Source organism: Roseateles sp. AC306 (assembly GCF_979253795.1).
In genome coordinates, this window is the sequence record NZ_CEEDEB010000004.1 from 191,152 (window position 1) to 215,752 (window position 24,601).

Annotated in this window: 29 protein-coding genes; 13 read left to right on the forward strand and 16 right to left on the reverse strand. The window is 69.3% G+C overall.

Going from position 1 to position 24,601, the window contains the following annotated elements; translation table 11 throughout:
- Positions 1-17: 17 nt before the first annotated feature.
- Genes AC0IZJ_RS11310 through AC0IZJ_RS11325 form a run of 4 tightly spaced genes read right to left on the reverse strand, consistent with a single transcriptional unit; the run spans position 18 to position 2,247 of the window.
- A complete protein-coding gene (locus AC0IZJ_RS11310; RefSeq protein WP_471849661.1) occupies positions 18-671 on the reverse strand; it encodes a hypothetical protein in 654 nt (217 codons plus the stop codon).
- Positions 672-675: 4 nt separating this feature from the next.
- Entirely contained in the window at positions 676-1,422 is a 747-nt protein-coding gene (locus tag AC0IZJ_RS11315; RefSeq protein WP_471849663.1) for a hypothetical protein, read from the reverse strand.
- Between the two features lie 43 nt (positions 1,423-1,465).
- Positions 1,466-1,699, reverse strand: coding sequence for a helix-turn-helix domain-containing protein (locus AC0IZJ_RS11320; RefSeq protein WP_471849665.1), 234 nt, complete (start codon positions 1,697-1,699; stop codon positions 1,466-1,468).
- Positions 1,699-2,247, reverse strand: coding sequence for a DUF2975 domain-containing protein (locus AC0IZJ_RS11325; RefSeq protein WP_471849667.1), 549 nt, complete (start codon positions 2,245-2,247; stop codon positions 1,699-1,701). The genes AC0IZJ_RS11320 and AC0IZJ_RS11325 overlap by 1 nt, the downstream gene beginning before the upstream one ends.
- 87 nt (positions 2,248-2,334) lie before the next feature.
- Between AC0IZJ_RS11325 and AC0IZJ_RS11330 the strand changes: the two genes are divergently transcribed.
- The 5 genes from AC0IZJ_RS11330 to AC0IZJ_RS11350 all read left to right on the forward strand — a co-directional run bounded on the left by AC0IZJ_RS11330 (position 2,335) and on the right by AC0IZJ_RS11350 (position 4,822).
- Positions 2,335-2,823, forward strand: a complete 489-nt coding sequence (locus AC0IZJ_RS11330; protein ID WP_471849669.1) for an aminoacyl-tRNA deacylase — start codon at positions 2,335-2,337, stop codon at positions 2,821-2,823.
- A gap of 36 nt (positions 2,824-2,859) precedes the next feature.
- On the forward strand, positions 2,860-3,333 hold the full coding sequence (locus AC0IZJ_RS11335; RefSeq protein ID WP_471849671.1) for an MgtC/SapB family protein: 474 nt from the start codon (positions 2,860-2,862) through the stop codon (positions 3,331-3,333).
- A gap of 80 nt (positions 3,334-3,413) precedes the next feature.
- On the forward strand, positions 3,414-3,746 hold the full coding sequence (locus AC0IZJ_RS11340) for a hypothetical protein (protein ID WP_471849673.1): 333 nt from the start codon (positions 3,414-3,416) through the stop codon (positions 3,744-3,746).
- Between the two features lie 39 nt (positions 3,747-3,785).
- The gene (gene plsY, locus AC0IZJ_RS11345; protein WP_471849675.1) at positions 3,786-4,469 is read left to right on the forward strand and encodes a glycerol-3-phosphate 1-O-acyltransferase PlsY; all 684 of its coding nucleotides are present in this window, start codon (positions 3,786-3,788) and stop codon (positions 4,467-4,469) included.
- Complete coding sequence (locus tag AC0IZJ_RS11350; RefSeq protein WP_471849677.1) at positions 4,466-4,822, forward strand: RidA family protein; 357 nt, start codon at positions 4,466-4,468, stop codon at positions 4,820-4,822. The genes plsY and AC0IZJ_RS11350 overlap by 4 nt, the downstream gene beginning before the upstream one ends.
- A gap of 54 nt (positions 4,823-4,876) precedes the next feature.
- On the opposite strand, the gene AC0IZJ_RS11355 is transcribed toward AC0IZJ_RS11350, so the two are convergent.
- The 3 genes from AC0IZJ_RS11355 to AC0IZJ_RS11365 are packed head-to-tail and all read right to left on the reverse strand — an operon-like array spanning position 4,877 to position 8,577.
- On the reverse strand, positions 4,877-6,892 hold the full coding sequence (locus AC0IZJ_RS11355) for a DEAD/DEAH box helicase (RefSeq protein WP_471849679.1): 2,016 nt from the start codon (positions 6,890-6,892) through the stop codon (positions 4,877-4,879).
- Between the two features lie 16 nt (positions 6,893-6,908).
- Positions 6,909-8,201 carry a M56 family metallopeptidase gene (locus AC0IZJ_RS11360; RefSeq protein WP_471849681.1) on the reverse strand — a complete coding sequence of 431 codons (1,293 nt, stop codon included), beginning with the start codon at positions 8,199-8,201 and terminating at the stop codon, positions 6,909-6,911.
- Entirely contained in the window at positions 8,194-8,577 is a 384-nt protein-coding gene (locus AC0IZJ_RS11365) for a BlaI/MecI/CopY family transcriptional regulator (RefSeq protein ID WP_471849683.1), read from the reverse strand. The genes AC0IZJ_RS11360 and AC0IZJ_RS11365 overlap by 8 nt, the downstream gene beginning before the upstream one ends.
- Positions 8,578-8,708: 131 nt before the next feature.
- Here AC0IZJ_RS11365 and ppk2 point away from each other — a divergent pair, with 131 nt between their 5' ends.
- A complete protein-coding gene (gene ppk2, locus AC0IZJ_RS11370) occupies positions 8,709-9,605 on the forward strand; it encodes a polyphosphate kinase 2 (protein WP_471849685.1) in 897 nt (298 codons plus the stop codon).
- 21 nt (positions 9,606-9,626) lie between these two features.
- Positions 9,627-9,971, forward strand: coding sequence for a glutaredoxin family protein (locus AC0IZJ_RS11375; protein WP_471849687.1), 345 nt, complete (start codon positions 9,627-9,629; stop codon positions 9,969-9,971).
- Between the two features lie 97 nt (positions 9,972-10,068).
- Here AC0IZJ_RS11375 and AC0IZJ_RS11380 read toward each other — a convergent pair whose 3' ends face one another.
- The 5 genes from AC0IZJ_RS11380 to AC0IZJ_RS11400 form a co-directional block, all read right to left on the reverse strand.
- The gene (locus AC0IZJ_RS11380) at positions 10,069-10,365 is read right to left on the reverse strand and encodes a hypothetical protein (RefSeq protein WP_471849689.1); all 297 of its coding nucleotides are present in this window, start codon (positions 10,363-10,365) and stop codon (positions 10,069-10,071) included.
- A gap of 165 nt (positions 10,366-10,530) precedes the next feature.
- Positions 10,531-11,166, reverse strand: a complete 636-nt coding sequence (locus AC0IZJ_RS11385) for an L-threonylcarbamoyladenylate synthase (RefSeq protein ID WP_471849691.1) — start codon at positions 11,164-11,166, stop codon at positions 10,531-10,533.
- A gap of 75 nt (positions 11,167-11,241) precedes the next feature.
- Positions 11,242-12,108: a 3',5'-nucleoside bisphosphate phosphatase gene (locus AC0IZJ_RS11390; protein WP_471849693.1), complete on the reverse strand. Its 867-nt coding sequence runs from the start codon at positions 12,106-12,108 to the stop codon at positions 11,242-11,244.
- A 9-nt stretch (positions 12,109-12,117) separates the two neighbouring features.
- A complete protein-coding gene (gene recJ / locus AC0IZJ_RS11395) occupies positions 12,118-13,854 on the reverse strand; it encodes a single-stranded-DNA-specific exonuclease RecJ (RefSeq protein ID WP_471849695.1) in 1,737 nt (578 codons plus the stop codon).
- Complete coding sequence (locus AC0IZJ_RS11400) at positions 13,851-14,726, reverse strand: hypothetical protein (RefSeq protein WP_471849697.1); 876 nt, start codon at positions 14,724-14,726, stop codon at positions 13,851-13,853. Before AC0IZJ_RS11400 ends, recJ begins: the two co-directional genes overlap by 4 nt.
- Positions 14,727-14,789: 63 nt before the next feature.
- Here AC0IZJ_RS11400 and ppk1 point away from each other — a divergent pair, with 63 nt between their 5' ends.
- Together ppk1 and sixA are read left to right on the forward strand one after the other, a co-directional pair.
- Positions 14,790-16,838, forward strand: a complete 2,049-nt coding sequence (gene ppk1 / locus AC0IZJ_RS11405; RefSeq protein ID WP_471849699.1) for a polyphosphate kinase 1 — start codon at positions 14,790-14,792, stop codon at positions 16,836-16,838.
- A gap of 11 nt (positions 16,839-16,849) precedes the next feature.
- On the forward strand, positions 16,850-17,311 hold the full coding sequence (gene sixA, locus AC0IZJ_RS11410) for a phosphohistidine phosphatase SixA (RefSeq protein WP_471849701.1): 462 nt from the start codon (positions 16,850-16,852) through the stop codon (positions 17,309-17,311).
- Here sixA and AC0IZJ_RS11415 read toward each other — a convergent pair.
- Both AC0IZJ_RS11415 and AC0IZJ_RS11420 read right to left on the reverse strand, forming a co-directional pair.
- On the reverse strand, positions 17,308-17,712 hold the full coding sequence (locus AC0IZJ_RS11415; protein ID WP_471849703.1) for a GFA family protein: 405 nt from the start codon (positions 17,710-17,712) through the stop codon (positions 17,308-17,310). The genes sixA and AC0IZJ_RS11415 overlap by 4 nt on opposite strands.
- A gap of 93 nt (positions 17,713-17,805) precedes the next feature.
- On the reverse strand, positions 17,806-19,299 hold the full coding sequence (locus AC0IZJ_RS11420) for a Ppx/GppA phosphatase family protein (protein ID WP_471849705.1): 1,494 nt from the start codon (positions 19,297-19,299) through the stop codon (positions 17,806-17,808).
- A gap of 62 nt (positions 19,300-19,361) precedes the next feature.
- Here AC0IZJ_RS11420 and AC0IZJ_RS11425 point away from each other — a divergent pair, with 62 nt between their 5' ends.
- The 4 genes from AC0IZJ_RS11425 (at position 19,362) to AC0IZJ_RS11440 (ending at position 23,251) form a co-directional block, all read left to right on the forward strand.
- On the forward strand, positions 19,362-20,225 hold the full coding sequence (locus AC0IZJ_RS11425) for a dienelactone hydrolase family protein (RefSeq protein ID WP_471849707.1): 864 nt from the start codon (positions 19,362-19,364) through the stop codon (positions 20,223-20,225).
- 61 nt (positions 20,226-20,286) lie between these two features.
- Positions 20,287-21,069, forward strand: a complete 783-nt coding sequence (locus tag AC0IZJ_RS11430) for a ZIP family metal transporter (protein WP_471849709.1) — start codon at positions 20,287-20,289, stop codon at positions 21,067-21,069.
- Positions 21,056-22,099: an AraC family transcriptional regulator gene (locus tag AC0IZJ_RS11435; RefSeq protein ID WP_471849711.1), complete on the forward strand. Its 1,044-nt coding sequence runs from the start codon at positions 21,056-21,058 to the stop codon at positions 22,097-22,099. The genes AC0IZJ_RS11430 and AC0IZJ_RS11435 overlap by 14 nt, the downstream gene beginning before the upstream one ends.
- Positions 22,100-22,213: 114 nt before the next feature.
- Positions 22,214-23,251 (forward strand): alpha/beta hydrolase family protein, encoded by a 1,038-nt coding sequence (locus AC0IZJ_RS11440; RefSeq protein ID WP_471849713.1) that lies wholly within the window; start codon positions 22,214-22,216, stop codon positions 23,249-23,251.
- Here AC0IZJ_RS11440 and AC0IZJ_RS11445 read toward each other — a convergent pair.
- Positions 23,244-23,678, reverse strand: coding sequence for a universal stress protein (locus AC0IZJ_RS11445; protein ID WP_471849715.1), 435 nt, complete (start codon positions 23,676-23,678; stop codon positions 23,244-23,246). The two genes, AC0IZJ_RS11440 and AC0IZJ_RS11445, sit on opposite strands and share 8 nt — an antisense overlap.
- Positions 23,679-23,756: 78 nt before the next feature.
- Positions 23,757-24,578 carry a sulfurtransferase gene (locus AC0IZJ_RS11450; protein WP_471849717.1) on the reverse strand — a complete coding sequence of 274 codons (822 nt, stop codon included), beginning with the start codon at positions 24,576-24,578 and terminating at the stop codon, positions 23,757-23,759.
- Positions 24,579-24,601: the final 23 nt, after the last annotated feature.

Consider the following 24,601-nt stretch of genomic DNA (forward strand, 5'->3'; position numbering starts at 1 on the left):
CCAGTTGACGCGACGGCTCACCTGCACTTGTACGGCTTGCCCACCATCTTGCCGGCCCGCGGCGCGACGTTGGCATTGAAGGGATCGGTGTCCGAGATGCGCGAGCGAAAGATCTCGACGCAGGTGTTGCCGCGGCGCATGACGGTGCGGTGCTCGCCCAGCGCGCCGACGGCCTGGGAGCGGTTCTCGCTGGTCTGCTCTTCGACCCAGGCTCCAGCGCCGCCGGTGGCGTCGGCGATGCGGTCCTCCAGCGTCAAGCGCGGCGTGTTGCTGCGCGGGTCATCGAGCGCCGGGTTGCGCGCAGCTGCGGACGACGCGGCATAACCGGGCGGCAGCGTCAGGCGCAGCGTGCTGCGGAGCGGCTCGGCGGTTGGAGCAGCGGCGGCCGTCGGCGCGACGGCTGTGTCCGCATCAGCCGGCGTTGCTGCCTCGACGCTGAAGGGCGGCGGCGTGATGACCGGCGCAGCGGCCGGGCTCGGCAGCGGCTTGACCCGGGGGCCATCGGGCTGCTGCGGCGGCGGCACGCGCTGCTTGGGCAGGATCAGCCTGACGGTCACGCTGTGCCGCTCCACGTCGGCATCGAGGCTGCGGGGCTGGTGCAGCCACAGCGCCGCCAGCAGCGCCGCGTGCAGCGCCACGACGAGGATGCGGGCGAGCCAGCGGGGGTTCACAGCGCTACAGCTTCACACTCAACTTGGTGTCGGCCGGCGGCAGCAGGCGGGCGGCGTCGGGCCAGTTCTCCTGGCCGGTCAGCACGGCGCAGGGGCGGCTCTTCTCGCCCTTCTTCGTGCCGGGCTCGCGCTCATTGGCGGCCTGGGGCAGGGGCAGGCCCAGCAGCTTGCCGTTCTCCTGCCACTCCAGCTCCCAGGTCGGCGTGGGGCTGCAGATGCGCACGCCCTGGATGCGCGGGAACAGCCAGCGCAAATACCAGGGCAGCAGCTCCTCGCGCAAGGTGTGCGCCACGCGCATGACCTGGCGCACCTTGGCCATGCTGAGCTGCTCGGGCGGTGTGGTCAGCTCGAGCAGGCCTTGGACGGGCATCTTGCCCTTGGGCACGTTGGTGGCGATGTCGGCCGTCTTGGCCTCGGCCTCGGGCAACAGCGGCAGGTCGAAGCGGCCTTCGCCGTCGAGCTTGATGGGGTAGTCGGCGTCGTCGCTTCGCACCGCCAGGCGGATATCGGCGGCCGGAATGGGGCTCTTGTCGACGAGGACCTTGAAGTCCATGCGGAACAGGCCCTCGCCATGCTGGCGAAGCTTGGTGAGCAGGCTGTTGATCTGACCATAGGGCAGGACATTGCTGTCGCGCTTGAGTTCCGTCCTGACGGTGGGCAGGACTTCGGTCGGGGTCGGGGTCTGGGCGGAGGCGGTAACGGTGGCGAGCAACAGGGCGGGCAACAGGGCGGGCAGCAGCAAAGGTCGCATAAGCGGTGGCAAGTGGGGAAGGAACAGTGGGTGGTGCGCGGGGTCAGCCCGCGTCGTCGTCGTCGGGCTCCGGGCCGGCCTCCCAGGCCAGCAGGTCGCCGGGCTGGCATTGCAGGACCTCGCAGATGCGCGACAGCGTGTCGAAGCGCACACCGCGCACCTTGCCGCTCTTCAGCAGGGACAGATTCGCCTCGGTGATGCCCACCCGCTCGGCCAGCTCGCGCGAGCGCATCTTGCGGCGCGCGAGCATGACGTCGAGGGTGACGACGATGGGCATCAGATGAACTCGGCGTTCTCGTCGGCAACGCGTGCGGCTTCGTGCAGGACTTGCGCAAGAGCAAGCAATAGCAGCCCGAACAGCAGAGCCAGGTAGTGGTCGGACGACAGCCCGAACCAGAACTGGCGTTCACCCACCGGGTTGCCCCAGGTCACCGCCAGGATGGCCAGCGTGTGGCCCAGTGGCTGGGCGGCGGCCGTGGCGCACAGGCCCAGGCCCAGGCGGCGCAGATGCTGGGCCGGCTGGCGCGCCAGCAGTTCGCCCTGGGCAAAGCAGCCGAACAGCGCCCACATCTGCCACAGCGTGAACAGGCTGACCGTGGTGGGCACCATGGACGCGGCCAGACCCCAGAGCCGCGAGCCCATGTCCAACTGCAGCTTGCTGAGGTTCCAGGTGCGGGCCGCCACCTCGGCCACCCACTCGGGCTGGGCCCAGAAGATGAAGGGCAGGGTGCCGATGACCGCGACGCCGAAGAGGCACAGCAGCCGCACGATCCAAGCCAGGCGGCGGATGCGGCGCAGGCCGTCGGCGGAGAAGGAGTCAGGCATGGCGGCTGGCAAAAACAAGAAAACTTACTGTAAAACAATAATTAGTTGCTCTGCAACAGAATCATTCACCTCTCCGAGAATCAGGGGATGAGCAAGAAGACCGCCCACGTCAGCGAGACCCCCGCCACCCAGCAACTCAAGCGCGCCGGCGTCGCCTTCACCGAGCATGTCTACGACTATGTGGACCACGGCGGCACGGCCGAGTCGGCCAAGCAACTCGGCGTGGACGAGCACGCCGTCATCAAGACGCTGGTGATGCAGGACGAAAAGGCCGAGCCGCTGATCGTGCTGATGCATGGCGACTGCTCGGTCAGCCTCAAGGAGTTGGCGCGGCAGATCCCGTGCAAGAAGGTCGAGCCCTGCAAGCCCGAGGTGGCGCAGCGGCACAGCGGCTATCAGGTCGGCGGCACCTCGCCATTTGGCGTGCGCAAGGCCATGCCGGTGTTCGTCGAGTCCAGCATCCTGGCGCTGGAGAAGATCTGCATCAACGGCGGGCGGCGCGGCTACCTCGTCGGCATTGCGCCGCAGGTGCTGACCGAACTGCTCGGCGCGCGGCCCGTCAACTGCGCCAACTGAAATCGGAGCAGGCGTGCCGTTTGCCAAGGCGCCGGCATGTGGCAGACCATCCTCGACACGCTTCGCTCCGAATTCTCCGACGCGCCCGATGCAGAACAGGTCACGCGCATCCTGACGCGGCTGCTGCTGGCGGCGCTGCTGGGCGGTGTGCTCGGCTATGAGCGCGAGCACAAGGGCAAGGCGGCTGGCATCCGCACCCACATGCTGGTGGCCATGGGCTCGGCCCTCTTCGTGCTGGTGCCGCAGCTCGGCGGCATGCCTGTGGGCGATCTCAGCCGGGTCATCCAGGGCATCGTCACGGGCATCGGCTTTCTCGGCGCGGGCGCCATCATCAAGAACCGCAGCGAGGAGGATGTGCAAGGCCTGACGACGGCCGCCGGCATCTGGATGACGGCCGCCATCGGCGTCGCATGCGGCCTGGGCCGAGAGTCGACGGCCGTGCTGAGTGCCTTGCTGGCGCTGCTGGTGCTGGCGGTGGTGCCGCGCCTGGTGGGTCGCGACAGCCGCTGAACCCGCGCGCGGCCTCGTCCTACCGCCCGACCGGACCGCTCCGATGTGCGGCCGCCGGGGCGCTTTGCAGACTTGCACCGATGTCGACACGAACGCAGGCCATGAGCGGCCGGGAAACGCTGGACCTCGCCTACGCCCGGCTCGAAGAGGTGCTGCCCGCAAGGGCGACGCGGTGGCTGGCCTGGCTGCGCAGCCCGCAGGGCATCTGGCTGCGCATCCCGGCGGCGCTGCTGTGCTTGGCGGCCGCAGCCTTCTGGTTCATGCCCATCATCGGCATCGAGTGGCTGCCCGTCGGCCTGCTGCTGCTCGCCGAGGACGTGCCCTTCCTGCGCAAGCCGGTGGGCCGCCTCATCCTGTTCCTGCTGAAGCAGGCGAGGCGCTTGCAGGCCTGGTGGCAAGCACGGCGCCACTGAGCCGCGTGCGTGCCATGGGCTGCATGACAATGCCGCCCCATGCCCATCGCTCTGCAAAACGCTCTTCCCCTGCTCGCCGCGCTGGCGGGCTATCTGATCGGCTCGCTGTCCTTCGCCGTCATCGTCAGCCGCGCGATGGGTTTGTCGGACCCGCGCTCCTACGGCTCCGGCAACCCGGGTGCCACCAATGTGCTGCGCTCGGGCAACAAGGCGGCAGCGGTCCTGACGCTGGTGTTTGATGCCCTCAAGGGTTACCTGCCCGTGCTGGCCGTCTACCTGTGGGGCGCACCTTACGGCCTGGGTGAAGGCACCGCCGCCCTCGTTGGCCTGGCCGCTTTTCTGGGCCACCTGTACCCGGTGTTCTTCAGGTTCCAGGGCGGCAAGGGCGTGGCCACCGCGGCCGGCGTCATCTTCGGCCTGAACCCCCTGCTAGGGGTTGCGACGCTGGCGACCTGGCTCATCATTGCCTGGTTCAGCCGCTATTCCTCGCTCGCGGCCATCGTGTCTGCCGCCTTCGCGCCGATGTATCAGTTGCTCATTTGGGAAGCCGGCCCCACGGCGCTGGCCCTGATCATCATGGGCCTGCTGCTCGTGTGGCGCCACCAGGCCAACATCAAAAAGCTGCTGGCCGGTACCGAGAGCAAGCTTGGGTCAAAGGCCGCTACCGCTGCATCAAAGACCGTCAAATCCACCCCTTCCGCGAAACACCGCAAGAAATCATGAGCAAGCAAGAAATCGAACGCTTCGACGTCGGCGCCCGCATGTCCGAGATGGCCGTGCACAACGGCGTGGCCTACCTGGCCGGCCAGGTGCCCGAGGACACCACCGTCGGCATCGAGGGCCAGACGGCCCAGGTGCTGGCTGCCATCGACAAGCTGCTGGATCGCGCGGGCACGAGCAAGGCCCGCATCCTGCGCGCCCAGATCTTCCTGGCCGACCGCGCCGACTTCGCCGGCATGAACACCGCCTGGGAAGCCTGGGTCTCCGCCGGCCACACGCCGCCCCGCGCCACCGTCATCGCCGGTCTGGCGCGGCCGGAGTGGAAGGTGGAGATCCTGGTAACGGCAGCCGTCTGACGACTTTGCGGGACAGACCGACCGGGCGAAGCGAGTAGCTCTGTCCCGATCTGCCTAGGCTTGTCTGGCGGCGCGCTCGCGCCAGAACCCCACGTCGATCAGCTGCTCCGCGCCGGTGCGCGCGTTGACCAGCCAGAACTGACGGCCATCGGCGCTGATGCGCGCCACCTCGCCTTCATGCCGCCCGGCGCTGACCCGCAGGCCCAGTGCGTTGGCCGGAAAGCCCGGCTCGCCGGCCAGCGCCAGCAGCGGCGTCACGGCCCGCGTGTCGCCCGCCAGCCGCAGCCGTTGCATCAGCGGCGCCAGCAGCGGGCTCGCGGCATCGGCCGGCGACACGAACAGCACCAGCTTGGCCTGGGCCCGGCTCAAGCCGACATTGAGCAGGCGCTGCGCCTCCTCGCCGTGCAGGAAGGGCTGGGCGCCGTCGGCCGGGTCGAACAGCACCACGGGCGCCTCGCTGCCCTGGGCGCGGTGCACGGTGCTGACACGCAACTGCTCCGGCAGGCCCCGCACCCGCAGCCGCTGGCGGATCAGGGCGCGCTGGGCGCGGAACGGCGTCAGCACGATCAACTCCTCGGGCCGCCATTGGCCGCTGGCCAGGGCCTGCTCCAGCAGCGCGGCAATCGCCTCGGCCGATTCGCGCCGCACCGGCCCGCGCTCGGCGGCCACCCAGCTGCCGTCGGTCTTCAAGCGGTGCACGCGGACGTGCACGTCGGCGGCGATGTCGCCCAATGCCCGTTGGCGCGCGGCCTGCCAGTTGGGCGATGCAGCGGCATCCGCCGCCACGCGCAGCGCGCCGTCGTAGAAGAGCTGGCTGACGAGCTCACCGATGGGCGGCGCCATGCGCGATTGCTCGTCCAGCAGCGCTACAGACGGCCCGCCGCGTGGCATCTCCGCAAACGCCGAGCGGCCCAGCCAGCGGCGAGCCAGGCGGTCGTCGCTGCGAAGCACGGGCGACAGCTGCTGCGGGTCTCCCGCGAACAGCCGCGCGCGGCCCAGCGGCATCAGCACCAGCGCGTGCGCCAGGCTGACCTGGCTGGCCTCGTCGAACACCAGCAGGTCGAACGGCGGCTCGCCATCGGGCTTCAGTTCGCGCAGCGTCTTCAGCGTGAAGGCGGCGCGGGTCGTCGTCATGCAGGCCAGCCGGCAGCGCCGCAGCACCCTCAGCGACGCGCTGCGCAGCTCGTCACGCAGGTCGGCCACGCGGTCGGCCCAGGCCTTCAACGCCTGCGCATCCCGGGCCGATGGCCGCTGACCTTCAGCACGGGCCAGGCGGGAGATGAGCTCGCGGTCCTGCGTCGGCAGAAGGTGCTCGCGGCCTTCGTAAGCCGCTGCGTCGAAGCGCGTGCCCAGTCGTTGCACGTCGCCGCGCAGATGCTCGCGGCGACCTTTCTGCAAGGCCTTGTCGACGGCCAGCGTGGCCTGGTCCACCGCCTGGTTGGTGGTGGACAGCAGCAGCACGCGGGCGTGGGGGTGGCGCTCGAGGTACTCGGCCAGCAGCACGCCCAGCGTCGTCGTCTTGCCCGTGCCCGGCGGGCCCCACAGGAAGCCGCTGCTGTGCTGGGCCAGCGCCAGCGCCGCGCGTTGCGCCGGGCGCAGCCAGCGGAAGGGCTCACCCGTCAGCGCGGTGCTGCTGTGCACCGGCTGCGGCTTCGACAGGTCGGGCAGGCAGGCCAGCGCCTGCTCGGCCCAGGGTGTGTCGTACCAGGCATCGGCCACGGCGTTCAGGAAGCGCGTGGGGTAAAGGCGGATCAGATGCCCGGCCGGCGGCGGCGGGCCGCTGGCGTTCTGAAGCACCAGCTGGTCGTCCTCGGCCAGCACGGCCAGCACGCTGGCGCCTCCCTTGGCCGGCGCGCCCCACCAGGCACTGGCGCCATCCAGGCTGTCGTCCAGCAGCGCCTGCGCCGACGCCGCGCCGGGCCGCTGGCCTTCAGCGAACACATAGCCGGGCTCCAGCGTCACCCGCCACAGCACGCCGTCGCGGGCGGTGTGCAGCACCTTGAAGTCGTAGTACTCGGGCGTGGCCGACAGTTCGGCGTTCAGGGCCGAACGGAGGTCGGCGAGGCTCATTGCGGGGAGGGCAGGGTCAGGGAGGCGGCACTGTAGCGGCCTCCCGTATCCCAAGGTTCTTCGGCGGCTGGTAGTCGGTGGGCAGGATCGTCGGCGTCATCTCCAGAACGAACTTCTCGCCGGACTCCGGCCGGCCGATCTCTATGCGCGCCTTGGTGCCCCAGGCGGACATGACACTGGGATGGCCCAGTTCTACGCCGGGGTCGCCTCGGCGGATCTGAGTCTTGATCAGAACCGCGTTGGCCTCCTTGTTGATCTGCGGCTGCAACTCGATCCACAGAGCTTCGTTCGTCCAGCCCGGCTTGTCTGCGGGCATGGCGTTCAGCCGCACCTTCATGCGCTCGCCGTCGCGGCCGACCAGCGGGACCTGGATGCTGCTTTTCCAGCTGTCAGCGCTGCCGGCGCTCGCCTGGCTACGCTCCACCATCAGTTGCAGCTTGACGAAGCGACCGCCTGCTGGTGCGGGGCTGGCGGCGGCATACGCCAGGGTGGACAGGCCGGCTACCCCGGCGGCCAGCAGCAACGCCCGGCGGCGATTCAGGGGCAGGGGGCGGTTCAACATCGCGATCCTTTCAACGAGCGGATGGGTCGTGCCCCAGCGGCTCGCCAGCGGCGCGCCGTGGGTTGTGAGGTCATGGGCCGCCAGCAATGCGCGGGTGTAGTCGGCTTGAGCCTTGGGCCGGCTGGCCAGCACGGTGGCATCGCAGGCGAGTTCCTGGTCGGCCCGCATGCGCCGCGCCGCCCACCAGGCCAGCGGGTTCCACCAGTGCAGCGCCGTCAGCGTGCAGGCCAGCAGATTCCAGAGGTTGTCCAGCCGGTCGCGGTGCACCTGCTCGTGGGCCAGGATCAATTCGCGTTCGGCGGGCGAGAAGCGCTGTTCGAAATCGGCAGGCAGCGCGACCTGTGGGCGCAGCAGGCCGACGAGGGCGGGGCTGCTGCCAGCGGGCAGCTGCGGGCCTAGGCGCGTCAGGCGCCATTGCCGCCAGGCTTGGGTTGCTGCAACGAGCGCCATGCCGCCAAGCCACAGCGACAGCCAGATCAAGGCCTGATCCGGCGGCGGTGCCGGCAGCGCAGGCCCGGCCAGCGCCTCAGCGCTGCCCGTAGCCTGCAGCACCACGCGCAACGGCTCCTGTGTGGGGCGCGGCAGAAAGGGCGTCAGCAGCAGCACCGGCGCCAGCAGCCAGGCCGCGTAGGCGCTGCCGGCGCCGAGGCGCTTGAGCAGCAGCGGCCGCAACGCCGCCATCGCCACAACGCCCACGCTCAGCAGCAACGCCTGCTGCAACAGCACCGCCAGCAGCCGCTCACTCATGGCCCTGCTCCTTGAGGAGCGCCTTCAGCGCCTCGACGTCCTCGGGCTTCAGCTTGCGCTCCGACGCGAACTGCGCCACCAGCGGCGCCAGGCGTCCGCCGAACAGGCGGTCGATGAGCGACAGGCCGGTGTCGGCCACCCAGGCGTCTTCCGGCACGGCGGGGGCATACAGGAAGCGCCGGCCGTCGCGCTCGGCCGTCACGGCGCCCTTGTTGAGCAGGCGGTTGAGCAGCGTCTTGACGGTGGCGAGCTGCCAGCCCTGACGCGGGCCCAGCTTGGCAGCGATCTCGTCGGCGCCCTGGGGCGAGCGGGCCCAGAGTTCCTGCATGACCAGGGCTTCGGCCTCGCTGATCGGCGGTGGAGTGGCTTTCTTCATGATTACGCCTGTAAACGATGGTCGATGATTACGGCTGTAAACGGATTCGTCAAGCCCATTGCTGTCACAGGGTCGCCATGCAGCGGCGCTAGGCTGGCAACATGGGCCGCTCTCGCGGCCGGGGAGTCGCCATGAGCCACATCGAAGACGAACTGGTGAAGCGCATTCACCGCGACCTGCAGGACGATTTCGACGAAGAGCTGGAGCTTGAACTGGAGGACCGCCAGCATGGCGTGATGCCCAGCGATGAGGCTTCCGCTGAACGAAAACGTTATTTCCGCGAGCTGTTCCGCCTGCAGAGCGAGCTCGTCAAGCTGCAGGACTGGGTGCAGCACACCGGCCACAAGGTCGTCATCCTGTTCGAGGGCCGGGATGCGGCGGGCAAGGGCGGCGTCATCAAGCGCATCACGCAGCGGCTGAACCCGCGCGTCTGCCGAGTTGCCGCGCTGCCGGCGCCCAACGACCGTGAGCGCACGCAGTGGTATTTCCAGCGCTATGTGTCGCACCTGCCGGCGGCGGGCGAGATCGTGCTGTTCGACCGCAGTTGGTACAACCGCGCCGGCGTCGAGCGCGTGATGGGCTTCTGCACAGATGAGCAGTACGAGGAGTTCTTCCGCTCCGCGCCCGAGTTCGAGCGCATGCTGCAGCGCTCGGGCATCCAGCTCATCAAGTACTGGTTCTCGATCAGCGACGACGAGCAGCGCATCCGCTTCCTGGGTCGCATCCACGACCCGCTCAAGCAGTGGAAGCTCAGCCCCATGGACCTGGAGTCGCGCCGCCGCTGGGAGGCCTACACCCACGCCAAGGAGGTGATGCTGGAGCGCACCCACACGCCGGAGTCGCCATGGTGGGTCGTGCCGGCCGACGACAAGAAGCGCGCGCGGCTGAACTGCATCCACCACCTGCTGAGCCAGATGCCCTACCAGGACGTGCCACACGCCGACATCGAACTGCCCGCACGCGAGCGGCGGGAAGACTATCTGCGCAACCCGGTGCCGGACAACCTCATCGTGCCCGAGGTCTATTGATCAACCTCTAGCATCGAGGCCATGAAGTGGCCACCGCTTTCCTTGTTCGTTGTCGTGGGCGCTACCGCGCTGGCCTCCTGGGCTTGGCGCGGCCATGTGGCGGCGCAGGATGGCGAGTTGCTGGCCGCTCGCGTGAAGCCGGGCGACATCCGCATGATCTCGTCCGAGACCTGTCCCTACTGCCTGGCGGCGCGGCGCTGGATGACGCAGCAGCGCGTGCCCTTCAAGGAATGCCTGATCGAGCGCGATGCGCAATGCCTGGCGGACTACCAGGCCCTGGGCGCCGCGGGCACGCCCACGCTCGTCGTGCGCGGCCAGCGCGTTGTCGGCTTCGACCGGGCGCGCATCCTCGAGATCCTGAAATAAGCCGAGCCGAATCGGCAACGCTGACTCAGCAGCGCTGGCGATTCGGCTCGGCGGCGGTGGAAAAAAACGTCATTTGCATGTTCAGACGACGTCGGTCTCAGATGCGCTTGGTGCCGGTCTTGGCAGCGGCGAGCGTGGTGTTGCGCAGCAGCGTGGCGTCGCTGTAGCCGGTGACGACGACGCGCGGCAGTTGGGCCACTTCACGCACGGCGTATCCGGTCACGACGACACGGGGCAGTTGGGCGACGACCTGGGTGTCGGCGCGGACGGCCTTGCCGGTGATGACGACGCGTTCCAGCTTGACGATCTCTTGCGGTGCAGCCTGGGCGGCAACGGAGAAGACGACGGCGGCGACGGCGGCAGCAGCGGTGAAGAGGGTGGTTTGCAGGCTCATGATGGACTCCGTTCGGTGGGTTTCGAACCGCGTGATTGCTTGTTCGATGGAGTCAGTTTCGTCATCACGGCCACTCGCTTCCAGGGGCCTGCGATCAAGCGCGGGCAGGACTGGATGAACTGCAAGACGGGTGGATGAGCTGCGGGAAAGCCCGCAAACCCGGTACTACTCGACGTGAATGCCGAGCCGGGCGAGGTCGCCACGCCCTTGGCGCACCAGCACCGGCTCGTCGCCCTGGCTCAGGTCCAGCACCGTGGTGGGCTGGGCCGGGCATGCGCCGGCGTCGAGCACGAACTGGAGCTGACGGTCCAACCGGGCGCAGACGTCGGCGGCGTCGTTCATAGGCTCGCTGTCCCCGGGCGGGATCAGCGTGGTCGACAGCAGCGGTTCGCCGAACAGGGACAGCAGGTCTTGCGTGACGCGGTGGTCGGGCACGCGCAGGCCGATGGTGCGGCGGCTCGGGTGGGACAGGCGGCGCGGCACTTCCTTGGTGGCCGGCAGGATGAAGGTGTAGGCGCCGGGCGTGGCCAGCTTGAGCAGGCGGTACTGGCGGTTGTCCACCATCGCGTAGTTGGCCAGCTCCGACAGGTCGCGGCACAGCAGCGTCAGGTGGTGCTTGTCGTCCACGCCGCGCACGCGCCGCAGCGCCTCGGCGGCGGCCTTGTCGTCCAGGCGGCAGACGAAGGCATAGCTGGAGTCGGTCGGGATGGCCCCCAGGCCGCCGGCCTGCAGCATCTGCGCCGCCTGGCGCAGAAAGCGCGGCTGCGGGTTGTCGGGGTGGACTTCGAAGAGCTGGGCCATGTCAACGCGCGCCGGGTCGCCCCAGGCAGGTTGGCGCCCCCTTGGGGGGCAGTGAGCGCAATGGGCGTGGGGGCGTCATGGCATGTGGATGCGCGATTCAAGCGCCGCCCATACCGGTGTCAGCTTGGCCGCCAGCGGCGGCAATGTGCCGAGGTCGATGCGGCTTTCATCGGGGGAATGGAAGTCCGAGCCGCGCGAGGCCAGCAGGCTGAACTCGAGGGCCGTGTCGGCGTACTTCATGAACTCTTGCGGTGTGTGGCTGCCGGTGACGACCTCGATGCCGCGCCCACCGTGGCCGATGAATTCAGTGATGAGCGCGTACTCCTCGGTCGGCGTGAAGTCGTAGCGGCCCGGGTGGGCGATGACCGCCACGCCGCCAGCGCGCGTGATCCAGCCCACCGCGTCCTTCAGCGCCGCCCACTTGTGTGCCACGAAGCCCGGCTTGCCCTCGGTCAGGAAGCGCCGAAAGACCTCGGGGATGTCGCTGCAATGGCCCGCATCGACGAGAAAGCGTGCGAAGTGGGTGCGCGAGATCAGGTCGGGGTTGCCGACGTATTTCAACGAGCCCTCGAAGGCGCCTTGGATGCCCACCGCCGCCAGGCCGGCGGCCATCTCGCGGGCGCGCGGCTCGCGGCCGCCGCGCGTGGCGCGCAGGCCGTCGATGATCTCCGGCGCCTCATGGTCGAAGCCCAGGCCGACGATGTGCACGACACGGCCAGCGAAGGTGACGGAGATCTCGGTGCCCGTCAGGTAGGGCAGGCCAACGGCCTTGGCGGCCGCGATGGCGCGGGCCTGGCCGCCGATCTCGTCATGGTCGGTCAGCGACCACAGCTGCACCCCGCCCGCCTTGGCCCGCTCGGCCAGCGCTTCCGGCGTCAGCGTGCCGTCCGAGATGACGGAATGGCAGTGCAGGTCGGCGTTGAGCGTGGGGTCGAGGTTCACGTCCCGAGTTTAAGGAGTCGCGCCCATCGCTTGTGCTTCAACGAGGTATTGCACCCGCTGCTGGCCCTGCCATTCGTCCAGGCTGAGTCGGTAGGCCAGCGTGGCGCGCTCGGGCAGCATGTCGACATGGTTGAACCAGATCGCGTCGATGAGGCGGCCGCCTTGGCGCAGGCGCAGCTTGAGGTGCTTTTCGCCCACGAGCCGCTGCGAGATGACCTCGAAGCGGTCGCAGAACACCGGCGCCTCGAAGCCCTGGCCCCAGACCTGGGCGTCCAGCAACCGCGCCGTCTCGGCCGTGGCCGCTTCGGGTGCCAGCGCGCCGTCATGGCGCAGCGTGCGGGTCAGGTCCTGTTCGTTCAGCCATTCCTCGGCGACGCGCGCGAAGGCGAGGGCGAAGCGGTTGATGTCGTCGACCGCGAGCGTGGCCCCCGCCGCCATCGCGTGGCCGCCGAACTTGGCGAGCAGGTCGGGCTCGCGCTTGCTGACGAGGTCCAGCGCGTCGCGCAGATGGAAGCCCGGGATCGAGCGGCCCGAACCCTTGAGGTGGCCGTCGGCGCCGCGCGCGAACACGAAAGTGGGGCGGTGCACGCGGTCCTTGATGCGCGAGGCGACGATGCCGACGACGCCTTCGTGGAAGTCCGCGTCGAACAGCGCGACCGCCGGGGGCAGCGCGCCAGAGAGAGCCTCGATCAGCCCGTCCAGCCGCGCCTCGGCCATCTCGCGCATGCCGCTCTCGATCTCGCGGCGTTCACGGTTGATGGTATCGAGCTGGGTCGCGAGTTCGAGGGCGCGTTCGGGGTCGTCGGTGGTCAGCGTCTCTATGCCCAGCGTCATGTCGGCCAGGCGGCCGGCGGCGTTGATGCGCGGGCCGAGCGCAAAGCCGAGGTTGTAGCTGTGGGCCTTGCTGGCGTCGCACTTCGCAGCCGAGAACAGCGCCATGACGCCTGGCTGGGCGCGGCCGGCGCGCATGCGCTTGAGGCCCTGCGCGACGAGGCGGCGGTTGTTGGCGTCGAGCTTCACCACGTCGGCGACGGTGCCGAGCGCGACGAGGTCCAACAGACCATCGAGGCGCGGCACCTCGGTGAAGGCGCCCCGCGAGCGCAACTCGGCGCGCAGGCCCATCAGCACATAGAAGGCCACGCCGACGCCGGCCAGCGATTTGCTCGCAAACGTGCAGCCCGGCTGGTTGGGGTTGACGATGGCCTCGGCCTCGGGCACGACGATGACGCCGTCGATCAAGGCGGGCAGATGGTGGTCGGTCACCAGCACCTTGAGGCCGAGCGCGCGCGCATGGGCCACGCCGGCCAGGCTGGCGATGCCGTTGTCCACCGTGACCAGCAGGGCGGGAGATTGCTCCAGCGCCAGGTCGACGATGGTGGGCGTGAGGCCGTAGCCGTGCACCGCGCGGTCGGGCACGACGTAGCCCAGTTGCTCGGGCCGCGCGCCCAGCAGCCGCAGGCCGCGCAGCATCACGGCGCAGGCGGTGGCGCCGTCGCAGTCGTAGTCGGCGACGATGACGAGGCGCTCGCCGTGCTGGATGGCGTCTGCCAGCAGCCGGCCGGCCTCGGGCAGGCCCTTGAGGTCGGTCGGCGGCAGCAGCTGGGCCAGGCTTTCGTCGAGCTCGGTCGCCTCGCGCACGCCGCGGGAAGCCAGCAGGCGGGCGAGCAGCGGCGCCACGCCGGCCTGCTCCAGCGCCCAGGCGGTTCGCGGATTCACCTCCCGTTCGATCAGCTTCGGAGAGTTCACAGGGACTCCATCACGGCAGCCACGTCGGGCGCCTGCCAGCGGCGCTTGAGCTTCTCGATCAGCGACAGCGGCTGGGCGCTGAAGTGACGCGCGAAGCGCTCGCCGCAAAGCGTCAGGCCGGTCAGCGGTTGGGCCAGCGGCCCGGCGTCCAGGCGCTGCCAGGCCTCGGCCCAGGCGGCGAGGTCGCCGTTCAGCAGCGGTTCGGTCAGGCGGGCGTCAATCGTCACGCCTGCGGGCTTGCCGTTCGAGCGGCCGATGTCGCCGAGCCATACCGAGTTGATTGCATGCTCACCGCGCGCCTCGCGTTCCTCGTTCAGTGCGTGGCCATGCATCAGCATCTGCGCCTCGTTCTGCCAGCGGCGCAGCACGCGGCTTTGCGGCAGCCACGGCTCGATAGGCCGGCCGGCGACACGTTCGATGCTGGCGGCCTGCAAACCGTCCAGTGCGCTGGCATGGCCGATCACCCAATGCGTCGCGTCCAGCAGTCGCCATTGCCAGCCTTCGCTGTCCGGCCACAGTTGGTGCAGCAGGGCGGTGAAGCGGGCCGCGTCGGATTCCGACAGGTTGAGCGCCGCCGGGGGCAGCACGTCCACGCCGTCGCTGCCGACGGCGAGATGTACCGGCGTCATCAACGCCCAGGCCAGTTCAGGCCCGGCGTCCACCGCCCAGGCGGCGGCGCTCGGCTCCGCCTGGCCGCGCAAGGCGGCGAGGGCGAGATGGTGGGGCGGCTGGGGCGAGAACTCGTCGCTGCCCCAGGTTTCGGCCGGGCTGAGCCGGCTCAGCAGCGCGGACAGGTTGGGCAGCGCCAGGCTGGAGAACGCATGCCGCGCAGCCTCGTCCAGGGCGCTGGCATGGGGAATCATCAGATGCATGACCAGGATTATCCCGGGGGGTTTTTCAACGCGTTGTCACACAAGCTTCATACACTTTTCAACATGACCGACCCGACTCCGCTGAAGCTGCTGAACCGCGAACACGCCATCCTCGAATTCAACCGGCGCGTGCTCGCCCAGGCCCAGCGTGAAGACGTGCCGCTGCTGGAACGGCTGCGCTACATCTGCATCGTGTCGAGCAACCTCGACGAGTTCTTCGAGGTGCGCTTTGCCGACATGCTGGACGCCGCGCGTGACCCGCTCAGCACCGTGACGGGCCAGGACGTCGACCGGGTCGGCCGCGCCGCGCACACGCTGATCGACGAGCAGTACCACGTCTTCAACGAGCAGGTCATGCCGCTGTTGATGAAAGAGCACATCGTCATCCTGAACCACGCCGACCGCGATGAGCCGCAGCGGCAATGGGTGGGCAAGTATTTCGAGCGCGAGGTCAAGCCGCTGTTGGTGCCCGTGGGGCTGGACCCTGCCCATCCTTTCCCGCAGGTGGCCAACAAGTCGCTGCACTTCATCGCCCGCCTGTCGGGCAAGGACGCCTTCGGCCGCGACAACCGCATCGCCATCGTCAAGGTGCCGCGCGTGCTGCCGCGCGTCATCAAGCTGCCGGCCAATCTGAGCGATGGCCGCCAGGCGTTTGCGCTGCTGACCAGCGTCATCCGCGCTCATCTGGAGGATCTGTTTCCGGGGCGCAAGGTCGAGGCGTTTTCCCAGTTCCGCGTCACGCGCGACTCTGACCTGGAAGTGGACGAGGAGGAGTTCGCCAATCTGCGCCATGCACTGCGCTCAGGCCTGACAACTCGCCACTTCGGCCGCGCGGTGCGGCTGGAGGTCGTCAACAGTTGCCCGGCCGAGCTGTCGGAATTCCTGCTCGAGCAGTTCGGCCTGCCCCACGCCGCGCTGTACCGCGTCAACGGCCCGGTCAACCTCGTGCGCCTGAACGAGCTGATCGACCAGACCGATGCGCCCGCGCTGCGCTTCTCGCCCTACGAGCCGGCCTGGCCGGCGGGCCGCCTGCCGCGCCACAAGTCCATCTTCGAGAAGCTCAAAAAGGGCGATGTGCTGCTGCACCATCCCTTCGAGAGCTTCGAGCCGGTAGTGGCGATGCTGCGCGAGGCCGTGGACGACCCGGATGTGCTGGCCATCAAGCAGACCATCTACCGCGCCGGCGCCAAGTCGGAGCTGATGGACCTGCTCATCGAGGCGGCGCGGCGCGGCAAGGAGGTCATGGTCGTCGTGGAACTGAAGGCGCGCTTTGACGAAGAAGCCAACATCAACTGGGCCGAGCGGCTGGAGGCCGTGGGCGCCCAGGTTGTCTACGGCATCGTCGGCTACAAGACCCACGCCAAGCTGCTGCTGATCACGCGCCGCGAAGGCAGCAAGCTGCGCCGTTATGGCCACATCTCCACCGGCAACTACAACCCCAAGACGGCGCGCCTGTACACCGACCTCGGCTTGCTGACCGCCGACGGCGACCTGACGGCCGATGCCGACTCGGTGTTCCGCCAGCTCGCGTCGCTGGGCAAGTTCAAGCCGCTGCGGCGCATGCTGCTGGCGCCGTTCAATATGCACAGCCGCATGCTGGAGCTGCTCGGGCTGGTGGAGGCGGCGGCGCTGGGCGGCTACAAGGGCGCGCGCGTCGTCGTGAAGATCAATGCGCTGACGGATGCCGAACTCATCCACGGCCTGCTGCGCGCGGCCCAGGCCGGTGCCAAGGTGGACCTGATCGTGCGCGGTGCCTGCATGCTGCCGCCCAGCCTGCCGGGCGTCAGCGAGAACATCGTCGTGCGCTCGGTGGTCGGCCGCTTCCTGGAGCACTCGCGCATCTGCTATTTCCGCTGGGCCGAGGGTGACGACGGTGAGGCGATGTTCCTGTCCAGCGCCGACTGGATGAGCCGCAACATGTTCCGCCGCATCGAGGTCGCCTGGCCGGTCATCGACCCCAAGCTGCGCCAGCGTGTCATCGACGAGGCGCTGACGCCCTATTTGCATGACACGATGGACGCCTGGCAGCTTGGCCCCGATGGCCGCTCGGTGCGCGTCAGCGATCACGGCGCCAGCGCCCAGCAGGCCTTGATGCGGCGCTTTTCGGAGTAGAAGGCACTCGCATGGACTTGATCCTCTGGCGCCACGCCGAAGCCGAGATCATTGCCGCCGGCCAGGATGACCTGCAACGCGCGCTCACGCCCAAGGGCGAGCGGCAGGCGCGGCGCATGGCGGCCTGGCTCAACCACCGCCTGGCCGCAACGACGCGTGTGCTGGTGAGTCCGGCGCTGCGCTGCCGCCAGACGGCCGATGCGCTCGGCCGCGAGCTCCGCATCGTGCCGACGCTGGCGCCTGAGGCGCCGATAGCCGCGCTGATCGAGGCCTCCCGCTGGCCCAGGGCGAGCGAGCCGGTGCTGATCTGCGGCCACCAGCCAACGCTGGGGCAGCTGGCGGCGCATCTGCTGGCTGGCGTGGAGCAGGACTGGGCGGTCAAGAAGGGCGCCGTCTGGTGGCTGCGCTGGCGCCAGCGCGACGGCGAGCCGGAGGTGACGCTGCACGCGGTGCAAGGACCTGACGCGCTTTAAAGGTGCCTCGTCTCTTCCGGCTTGTTCCACCAGTTGTTGTGCAGCCCGTCGAAGTAGGTCACCGGCGCGGCGATCAGCTCCTCAGGCGTTGCGTCGTCCAGGCAATTGACCTTGACCGACACGAAGGCGCCGCCCATCTCCTCGAGATAGCCGCGGCCGAAGGAGCGCACGCCGCAGGTCTTGCAGAACAGGTTGTGGATGCTGTCGGAGCCGAACTGGTAGTCGCTCAGCGCGTCTTCGGACGTCAGCAGCCGGAAGTGCTCGGGCTTGGTGCTGGCGCTCCAGTTGCGCGTCTTGAAGCAGATGGAGCAATTGCAGCGGCCGGTGCCCTGGGCCAGGTCGAGGTCGACTTCGAAGCGCACGGCCTTGCAGTGGCAGCTGCCGGTGTAGGTCTTGAGCATGGCGGTCTCGGGGTGGTTGAGGAATGGAGATCCTCGCCAGCATCGCTGTCAGCTTGTGACAGCAGAACGACCGTTGCCGACCGTTACTCGACCTCAGGCGACCAGCAGCTCCATGACGCCCGTGCGCGCCCAGGCCTCGGCCTCTTCCTTCAGCAAAAAGCGCGTGCGCGCCTGCTCGCCCGACCAGCTCTTGGGAACGCGCAATGTCAGCTGCCTGGCCGCACGCTCGAGTTTTGGGCTGCCCGCTGCCACCGGCGTGCGCGCGTGGCAGAGGATGACGGCCAGGCGCAGCGCGATCAGCGGGTCCAGCAGGCTGGCGTCGGCCAGTTGTGACTCCAGCTTGCGCAGGCCGCCGCGCTGGCCGAGCGCCAGGGTGGCCAGGCGTTGCAACTGGTTGGTGGAGAAACCGGCCGCATCGACGTGACCGATGACGTAGGCGCTGTGGCGGTGGTGGTCGTGGTGCGAGACGAGCATGCCCACTTCGTGCAGGGCAGCGGCCCAGCGCAGCTCGCGCAGCGGCTCGGGCAGGGGTTTGGGCACGAGCTGGCGGTAGAGCTGCTCGGCCTGGGTGGCGACGCGCTCGGCCTGCGCCGTGTCGACACCGAAGCGTTGCTGCAGCTCGGCGACCGAACCCGCGCGCGGGTCGCGAGCGCCGCTGGGCTGAAGGCGCTCGGCCAGGTCAAAGATGACGCCCTGGCGCAGCGCGCCCTTGGTGGGCAGCAGTTCGGCGATGCCGAACTGCGTCAGCAGCGTGTAGAGGATGCACAGGCCGCCGGCCACGACGGGGCGGCGGTCGTCCTTGAGACCGGGCAGCTGGAGCTTGTCCTGCGCGCCGGCGGCGATGCATTGGGCCATGCACCAGCGCAGCGCGTCCGGCGTGATGCGGCCATCGGTCTGGCCCGTGGCCGCAAGGATGTGCGAGACCGCGCCCACCGTGCCCGACGAGCCCAGTGCCTCTTTCCACAGCTCGGGGCGGAACAGCGTCAGCGCTTCTTCCAGCTCGGCGCCGGCCGCCACCTGCGCGGCGCGGAAGGCCTCTGCGGTGTAGAGGCCCTCTGCAAAGAAGCGCATGGACAGGCCGACGCTGCCGACGCCGAAGGACTCCGCCAACAGCGGCTTGCGGCCTTTGCCGAGGATCATTTCGGTCGAGCGGCCGCCGATGTCGATGACCAGACGCGGCTTGTCCGACGGCTGCAGGCGCGCCACGCCGGCAAAGATCAGGCGGGCCTCCTCGCGGCCGGAGATCACCTCCACCGGATGGCCCAGCGCGGCCTCGGCGCGGGCCAGGAAGGCGTTGCGGTTGCGCGCCTCGCGCAGGGTCTGCGTGGCAACGGCACGGATGCGCTCGGGCGGGATGCCGACGAGTTGCTCGCCGAAGGCCGTCAGGCAGTCCAGGCCGCGCTGCATGGCGGCTTCGGTCAACATGCCCTCGGCATCCAGGCCGGCGCCCAGACGCACGCTTTCCTTGATGTAGCTGACGCGCTGATAACGGTCGCCGCTGAGGCGGGCCAGTTCGAGCCGGAAGCTGTTGGAACCGATGTCGATGGAGGCCCAGGGCTGGCTGTTCGGGTCGGGGCGCGTCGTCATGGGCGCGGATTGTCGGGGCAAAATTTGACGCTTCTTCGTAACCCTGCCCCCCAGGAGCCTCCATGTTGAAAGAAGAGATCGACAGCCTCGCCCCCGGCCGCGACTTCAGCCGCCGCGGCTTTGTTCAGACCGCGGTCGGCAGTGGCTTTGCGGCCGCCGTGCTGCCCGTGACGGCGCAGACCATCACGACCGACACAGCGGGCCTGGAGGCAGGCACGGTCACCATCCCGGTCGGCGACTTCAAGATGCCCGCCTACCGTGCCCAGCCGGCCGGCAAGAAGAACCTGGCGGTCATCCTCGTGGCCAGCGAGATCTTCGGCGTGCACGAGCACATCGCCGACGTGTGCCGGCGCTTCGCCAAGCTGGGCTACCTGGCCATCGCGCCGGAACTCTTCGTGCGCCACGGCAATGCGGCGGCCTACACGGACATCCCCAAGCTGATCAGCGACGTCGTCGGCAAGGCCAGCGACGCGCAGGTGAACGGCGATCTGGACGCCACCGTCGCCTGGGCTGCGGCAAACGGCGGCGACACGTCCAGGCTCGGCATCACCGGCTTCTGCTGGGGCGGGCGCACCACCTGGGTCTATGCCGCGCACAACCCCAAGCTGACCGCAGGCGTGGCCTGGTACGGTCCGGTGGCGCGCAGCTACCACCCGGGCGACAAGACCGTCGTCGAGCGCGCCGCCAGCATCAAGGCGCCGGTGCTGGGGCTGTATGGCGCGGCCGACGGCGGCATCCCGGTCGAGACGCTGACGCAGCTGGAAGCGGCGCTGAAGGCGGCCGGCAACCTGAAGAGCGAGTTCGTGGTGTACCCCGACACGCCGCATGCCTTCCATGCCGACTACCGGCCCAGCTACCGCAAGGCGGCGGCGGATGACGGCTGGGCCAAGTGCCTGGCCTGGTTCCGCAAGAACGGCGTCGCTTGAAGCCTCTGCTACGCTGACCGCCCTCGGGCCGCGATAGCGGCCCGTTGCTTTGCCTGATTCCATGACTCTTCTCTACATCGTGCTCGCCACCTTCGCGGGCGGCCTGCTGTCCGTGCTCGTCGCCGCGAGCCTGACCGTCGGCGTGCTGACCCGCCTGGTGAAGAGCCTCGTCAGCCTGTCGGCCGGCATCCTGCTGGGCACCTCGCTGCTCAATGTGCTGCCCGAGGCCTTCGAGAGCCACACCGCCGCGCCGCAGACGCTGTTCGCCGTGCTGCTGGGTGGCCTGTTGTTCTTCTGGCTGCTGGAGAAGGTCGAGCTGTATCGCCACGTGCACCACCACGAAGGCGACGGCCATCACCACCACCACCATTTCGACGCCGAGCAGGCCGGCCGTGGCGGCCTCACCGTGCTGGTGGGCGACAGCATCCACAACTTCTGCGACGGCGCCATCATCGCGGCGGCCTTCCTGGCCGACACGCGGCTGGGTTTCGCGACGGCGCTGGCCATCGTGGCGCACGAGATTCCGCAGGAAGTCGGCGACTACATCGTGCTGCTGAACGCCGGCTTCAGCCGAGCCAAGGCGCTGCTGTTCAATGCGATCTCGGGCATGGCCTCGGTGCTGGGCGGCGTGCTGGGCTACTTCCTGATCGGCAGCTTCGAGGCGGCGCTGCCGTATCTGCTGGTGCTGGCGTCCAGCAGCTTCATCTACATCTCGGTGGCCGACCTGCTGCCGCAGCTGCAGCAGCGTCTGGCCTGGCGCGAGACCTTCGCCCAGGTCGCCTGGCTGGCCGTCGGCCTGGCCGTGGCCTTCGGGGTGTCCACGCTGCTGCATGGCACTCATTGACGCGGGGCTGCGCGGCGCGTTGATCGCGCTGCTGGCCCTGATCGTCGCCATCCTTGCGCCGCACTGGCGGCACGCCCGCCATGCCGGCCTGGTGCGCGTCAGCATCGCGCTGGCGTTGTCGTTGGCTGTGCAGGCCGTCTCGGCATCCCCCTGGGTCGAGTACCACTTGAGCTGCGCGGCGCAGTCGCCCGGCATCGGCCTGTCGCTGGGCACGGCAGCGCTGTTCTGGTTGTTCGCGCGGGCGGTGTTCGAGGACGGCTTCCGGCTGCGCGCCTGGCACGGCGCGCTGTGGGCGGTGGTGGTGGCGTTCGGCGCGTCCATCTGCCACTGGGCCGGCTTCTGGCTGGCGTTCGCGCTGCTGCGCGCCGTGCCCATCGCCTTCGCGTTGCTGGGCCTGGCCGCCGTGGTGGGGCCATGGCGGGTGGACCTCGTCGAGAAGCGGCGGCGCTGGCGAGGTGTCATCGTCGGCGGCGGGGCGCTGTACGCCCTCGTCATGGTGAGCCAGCGCATCCGCTCTCCAGACGGCAGCCTGAGCGACATCGGCGCACTGGTGGACGTGGCCATGATGCTGACGCTGACCTGCCTGGTCGCCTGGCAACTGCTGGCTCCGCGTGCTCAAGCGCTTTGGGGCGAAGACACACCGGCAACAACGCCCACGCCGCCGGCCGCTGACGCGCAGGACCGGGCGGTCGCCGCAGCCCTTGCCAGGCTCATGGGCGAGGGCCGTGGCTATGCGCAGGAAGGCCTGAGCCTGGCCGGCCTGGCTGCGCAGCTCGGCACGCCCGAGTACCGGCTGCGTCGCGTCATCAACCAGGGTCTGGGCCACCGCAACTTCACGGCCTATGTGAACGGTCTGCGCCTGGCCGAAGCCAGGCACCGCCTGGCCGATCCGGCTCAGCGCGCGCTGCCCGTGCTGAGCATTGCGCTGGATGTCGGCTTCGGCTCCATCGGGCCGTTCAACCGCGCCTTCAAGGCAGACACAGGCATGACGCCGACGGAATTCCGCCAGAAGGCCCTCGCCAATTCCTAGAAACGCCTCGGCGTTTCTTCAAAACAGCGCCGAAACCTGCAAGACGCAGGTTTCGGCCAGACGTGGCGGCTGCGGACGCCGACGCTGAAGGCTTCTCATACCCGAGGAGTCTTCATGTTCGTTCGTACTTTGCTGGCCGGCCTCACGCTCAGCCTGTCCGCGCACGCCGCCACGCTCGGCACGCTGACCTTGCCCGCCGACGCGCAGGGCGGTGCCGTCACGCTGTTCTATCCCACCGCCGCCGTGGGCAAGCCCGAGACGCGCGGCGATCTGCGGCTGATGCTGGCGCCCGACGCCGTGCCTGCACCAGGCAATGGCCGGCTCATCGCCATCTCCCACGGTTCGGGCGGCGGGCCCTCGGTGCACACGACGTTGGCGCGGGCGCTGGTGGACGCTGGTTTCGTCGTCGTGCTGCCGCTGCACCGTGGCGACAACTGGCAGGACCCTGGCCGCCCCGGTCCCGACAGCTGGAAGCAGCGCCCGGCCGAGATCAGCCACGCCATTGACCGCGTCGCGGCCGATCCGCGGTTTGCCGGGCTGAGGCTGAACCGCGTCGGCGCCTTCGGCATGTCGGCCGGCGGCCACACGGTGCTGACGCTGGCCGGCGGCGCCTGGTCGCCCGAGCGCTTTCGCTCCCACTGCGAGCGGCACCTGGCCGAAGACTTCCAGGCCTGCATCGGCCTGGCCACGCGGCTGACCGGCGGTGCGCTGGACGGCTTCAAGCTCTGGCTTGCCCAGCGCGTGCTGAACTGGAGGTTCGGCGGCGACGCCGCGCCGCAGACACACGCCGACCCGCGCATCGCGGCCGTCGTGGCCGGCGTCCCGCTGGCAGCTGACTTCGACCTGGCCACGCTGGCCCGGCCGCGCGTGCCGCTGGGCCTGATCACGGCCAGTGACGACCGTTGGTTGTTACCGCGCTTTCACAGCGACCCGCTGCTTGCAGCCTGCGCTGGCTGTGTGTTGCTGGCCGACCTGCCAGGGGCCGGCCATGGCGCGCTGCTGGCTCCGCCCCCGTCTGCCGCCGATCTGGACGCGCTGGCATGCGCCATGCTGTGCGACCCGCCGGGCTTCGACCGCGCGGCGGCCACTGCGCGATGGGTGGCTGCGGCGGTGGACTTCTTCCGCCGCCATCTTCTGGGCGGCCCTACTTGACGATGAGGACGGGCAGGTCGATGTGGTTCAGCACCTTCTGCGTCTCACTGCCCAGCAGCAGCGCGGCCAGGCCGCTGCGGCCGTGGGAGGCCATGACGATGAGATCCACGTTCTCGGCCCGGGCGTGGTCGACGATGGCTTCCCAGGCATGCAGCGCCTCGATGGTGTGCCCCTTGCAAGACAGACCCTGGACCGCCGCAGCCGCGCAGACGTCTTCCACGCGCTTCACCGCGACGCGCTGCTGGGAATCGATGAACTCCTGTGGCGGCACGGGCTGGATCTCGGACACCGCGCTGTAGGGAAAGGGCTCCATGACGCTGAGCGTCAGCAGCTGGGCGCCATGCACCTTGGCGAGTTCGATGGCGGTGGCGACGGCATGGCTGGTGATGTCGGAGCCGTCCGTGGGGACGAGGATGCGCTTGAACATTCGGTCCTCCAGTCGTTGCGGAGAGCCGCAGTGTGGCCCATCAGGCGCCGTGCTGCTTGTCGGAGATCAACCCTTTGCTCAGCCTTTGGCAATCGGTCGGGCAGGGTCAGCCGACCATTCGCTCCATGAACCTGGGTAGAGCACACCGTCGCCCAGGCCGGCATGCGCCATGGCGAGCAGGTTGTGACAGGCGGTGACGCCCGAACCGCACTGGTGCACGACAGTGCCTGTGGCGAGCGGCTCCAGTTCGGCGTGCAACTGGGCGGCGGGCTTGAAACGGCCGTCGGCGTCGAGGTTGTCCTTGAAGAAGCGGTTGCTGGCCCCGGGAATGTGGCCGGCCGCCTTGTCCAGCGGTTCGACCTCGCCACGGAAGCGTTCGGCGGCGCGAGCGTCGATGAGGCGGACGTTGCCGAGCTGCTTGAGCAGCGTGGTGGCGTCGATCTGCTGGGTCAGCGGCTCGCCCGGCTGCCAATCGCCAGGGATGGCAGTGGGCACGTCGGTGGTGCGGTCACCGTCCCAGCCGCCATCGAGCACGGCGACCTCGGCATGGCCCAGCCAGCGCAGCATCCACCAGGCGCGTGCCGCGTACATGCCGCCCTGGGCGTCATACGTGACGACTTGGCGGCCGGCCCTCAGGCCCAGGCGTCGCAGCAGCGCGGCGAAGGCCTCGCGCTCGGGCAGCGGGTGGCGGCCCCGGAAGATGCCGTCCGGCCCGGTCGTGGCACCGGCGAGGTCGCGGTCCAGGTGCAGGTAGAAGGCACCCGGGATGTGGCCGGCGGCGTAGGCACGCTCGCCCGCAGCGGTGTCGGCAAGGTCGAAGCCGCAGTCGAGGATCAGCGGGTCTTGAAGAGCGCGCAGCTCGGCGGGGGAGATCAAGGTGTTGAATGACATTCGGATCATCCTGCGTGGTGTCTTTCCCAGCG

What these genes read in the sequence shown, in the direction of transcription:
- AC0IZJ_RS11315 (WP_471849663.1), bottom strand. Translation starts at nt 1,422, where the DNA reads ATGCGACCTTTGCTGCTGCCCGCCCTGTTGCCCGCCCTGTTGCTCGCC.
- AC0IZJ_RS11320 (WP_471849665.1), bottom strand. Translation starts at nt 1,699, where the DNA reads ATGCCCATCGTCGTCACCCTCGACGTCATGCTCGCGCGCCGCAAGATG.
- AC0IZJ_RS11325 (WP_471849667.1), bottom strand. Translation starts at nt 2,247, where the DNA reads ATGCCTGACTCCTTCTCCGCCGACGGCCTGCGCCGCATCCGCCGCCTG.
- AC0IZJ_RS11330 (WP_471849669.1), top strand. Translation starts at nt 2,335, where the DNA reads ATGAGCAAGAAGACCGCCCACGTCAGCGAGACCCCCGCCACCCAGCAA.
- AC0IZJ_RS11335 (WP_471849671.1), top strand. Translation starts at nt 2,860, where the DNA reads ATGTGGCAGACCATCCTCGACACGCTTCGCTCCGAATTCTCCGACGCG.
- AC0IZJ_RS11340 (WP_471849673.1), top strand. Translation starts at nt 3,414, where the DNA reads ATGTCGACACGAACGCAGGCCATGAGCGGCCGGGAAACGCTGGACCTC.
- plsY (WP_471849675.1), top strand. Translation starts at nt 3,786, where the DNA reads ATGCCCATCGCTCTGCAAAACGCTCTTCCCCTGCTCGCCGCGCTGGCG.
- AC0IZJ_RS11350 (WP_471849677.1), top strand. Translation starts at nt 4,466, where the DNA reads ATGAGCAAGCAAGAAATCGAACGCTTCGACGTCGGCGCCCGCATGTCC.
- AC0IZJ_RS11355 (WP_471849679.1), bottom strand. Translation starts at nt 6,892, where the DNA reads ATGAGCCTCGCCGACCTCCGTTCGGCCCTGAACGCCGAACTGTCGGCC.
- AC0IZJ_RS11360 (WP_471849681.1), bottom strand. Translation starts at nt 8,201, where the DNA reads ATGAGTGAGCGGCTGCTGGCGGTGCTGTTGCAGCAGGCGTTGCTGCTG.
- AC0IZJ_RS11365 (WP_471849683.1), bottom strand. Translation starts at nt 8,577, where the DNA reads ATGAAGAAAGCCACTCCACCGCCGATCAGCGAGGCCGAAGCCCTGGTC.
- ppk2 (WP_471849685.1), top strand. Translation starts at nt 8,709, where the DNA reads ATGAGCCACATCGAAGACGAACTGGTGAAGCGCATTCACCGCGACCTG.
- AC0IZJ_RS11375 (WP_471849687.1), top strand. Translation starts at nt 9,627, where the DNA reads ATGAAGTGGCCACCGCTTTCCTTGTTCGTTGTCGTGGGCGCTACCGCG.
- AC0IZJ_RS11380 (WP_471849689.1), bottom strand. Translation starts at nt 10,365, where the DNA reads ATGAGCCTGCAAACCACCCTCTTCACCGCTGCTGCCGCCGTCGCCGCC.
- AC0IZJ_RS11385 (WP_471849691.1), bottom strand. Translation starts at nt 11,166, where the DNA reads ATGGCCCAGCTCTTCGAAGTCCACCCCGACAACCCGCAGCCGCGCTTT.
- AC0IZJ_RS11400 (WP_471849697.1), bottom strand. Translation starts at nt 14,726, where the DNA reads ATGCATCTGATGATTCCCCATGCCAGCGCCCTGGACGAGGCTGCGCGG.
- ppk1 (WP_471849699.1), top strand. Translation starts at nt 14,790, where the DNA reads ATGACCGACCCGACTCCGCTGAAGCTGCTGAACCGCGAACACGCCATC.
- sixA (WP_471849701.1), top strand. Translation starts at nt 16,850, where the DNA reads ATGGACTTGATCCTCTGGCGCCACGCCGAAGCCGAGATCATTGCCGCC.
- AC0IZJ_RS11415 (WP_471849703.1), bottom strand. Translation starts at nt 17,712, where the DNA reads ATGCTCAAGACCTACACCGGCAGCTGCCACTGCAAGGCCGTGCGCTTC.
- AC0IZJ_RS11420 (WP_471849705.1), bottom strand. Translation starts at nt 19,299, where the DNA reads ATGACGACGCGCCCCGACCCGAACAGCCAGCCCTGGGCCTCCATCGAC.
- AC0IZJ_RS11425 (WP_471849707.1), top strand. Translation starts at nt 19,362, where the DNA reads ATGTTGAAAGAAGAGATCGACAGCCTCGCCCCCGGCCGCGACTTCAGC.
- AC0IZJ_RS11430 (WP_471849709.1), top strand. Translation starts at nt 20,287, where the DNA reads ATGACTCTTCTCTACATCGTGCTCGCCACCTTCGCGGGCGGCCTGCTG.
- AC0IZJ_RS11435 (WP_471849711.1), top strand. Translation starts at nt 21,056, where the DNA reads ATGGCACTCATTGACGCGGGGCTGCGCGGCGCGTTGATCGCGCTGCTG.
- AC0IZJ_RS11440 (WP_471849713.1), top strand. Translation starts at nt 22,214, where the DNA reads ATGTTCGTTCGTACTTTGCTGGCCGGCCTCACGCTCAGCCTGTCCGCG.
- AC0IZJ_RS11445 (WP_471849715.1), bottom strand. Translation starts at nt 23,678, where the DNA reads ATGTTCAAGCGCATCCTCGTCCCCACGGACGGCTCCGACATCACCAGC.
- AC0IZJ_RS11450 (WP_471849717.1), bottom strand. Translation starts at nt 24,578, where the DNA reads ATGATCCGAATGTCATTCAACACCTTGATCTCCCCCGCCGAGCTGCGC.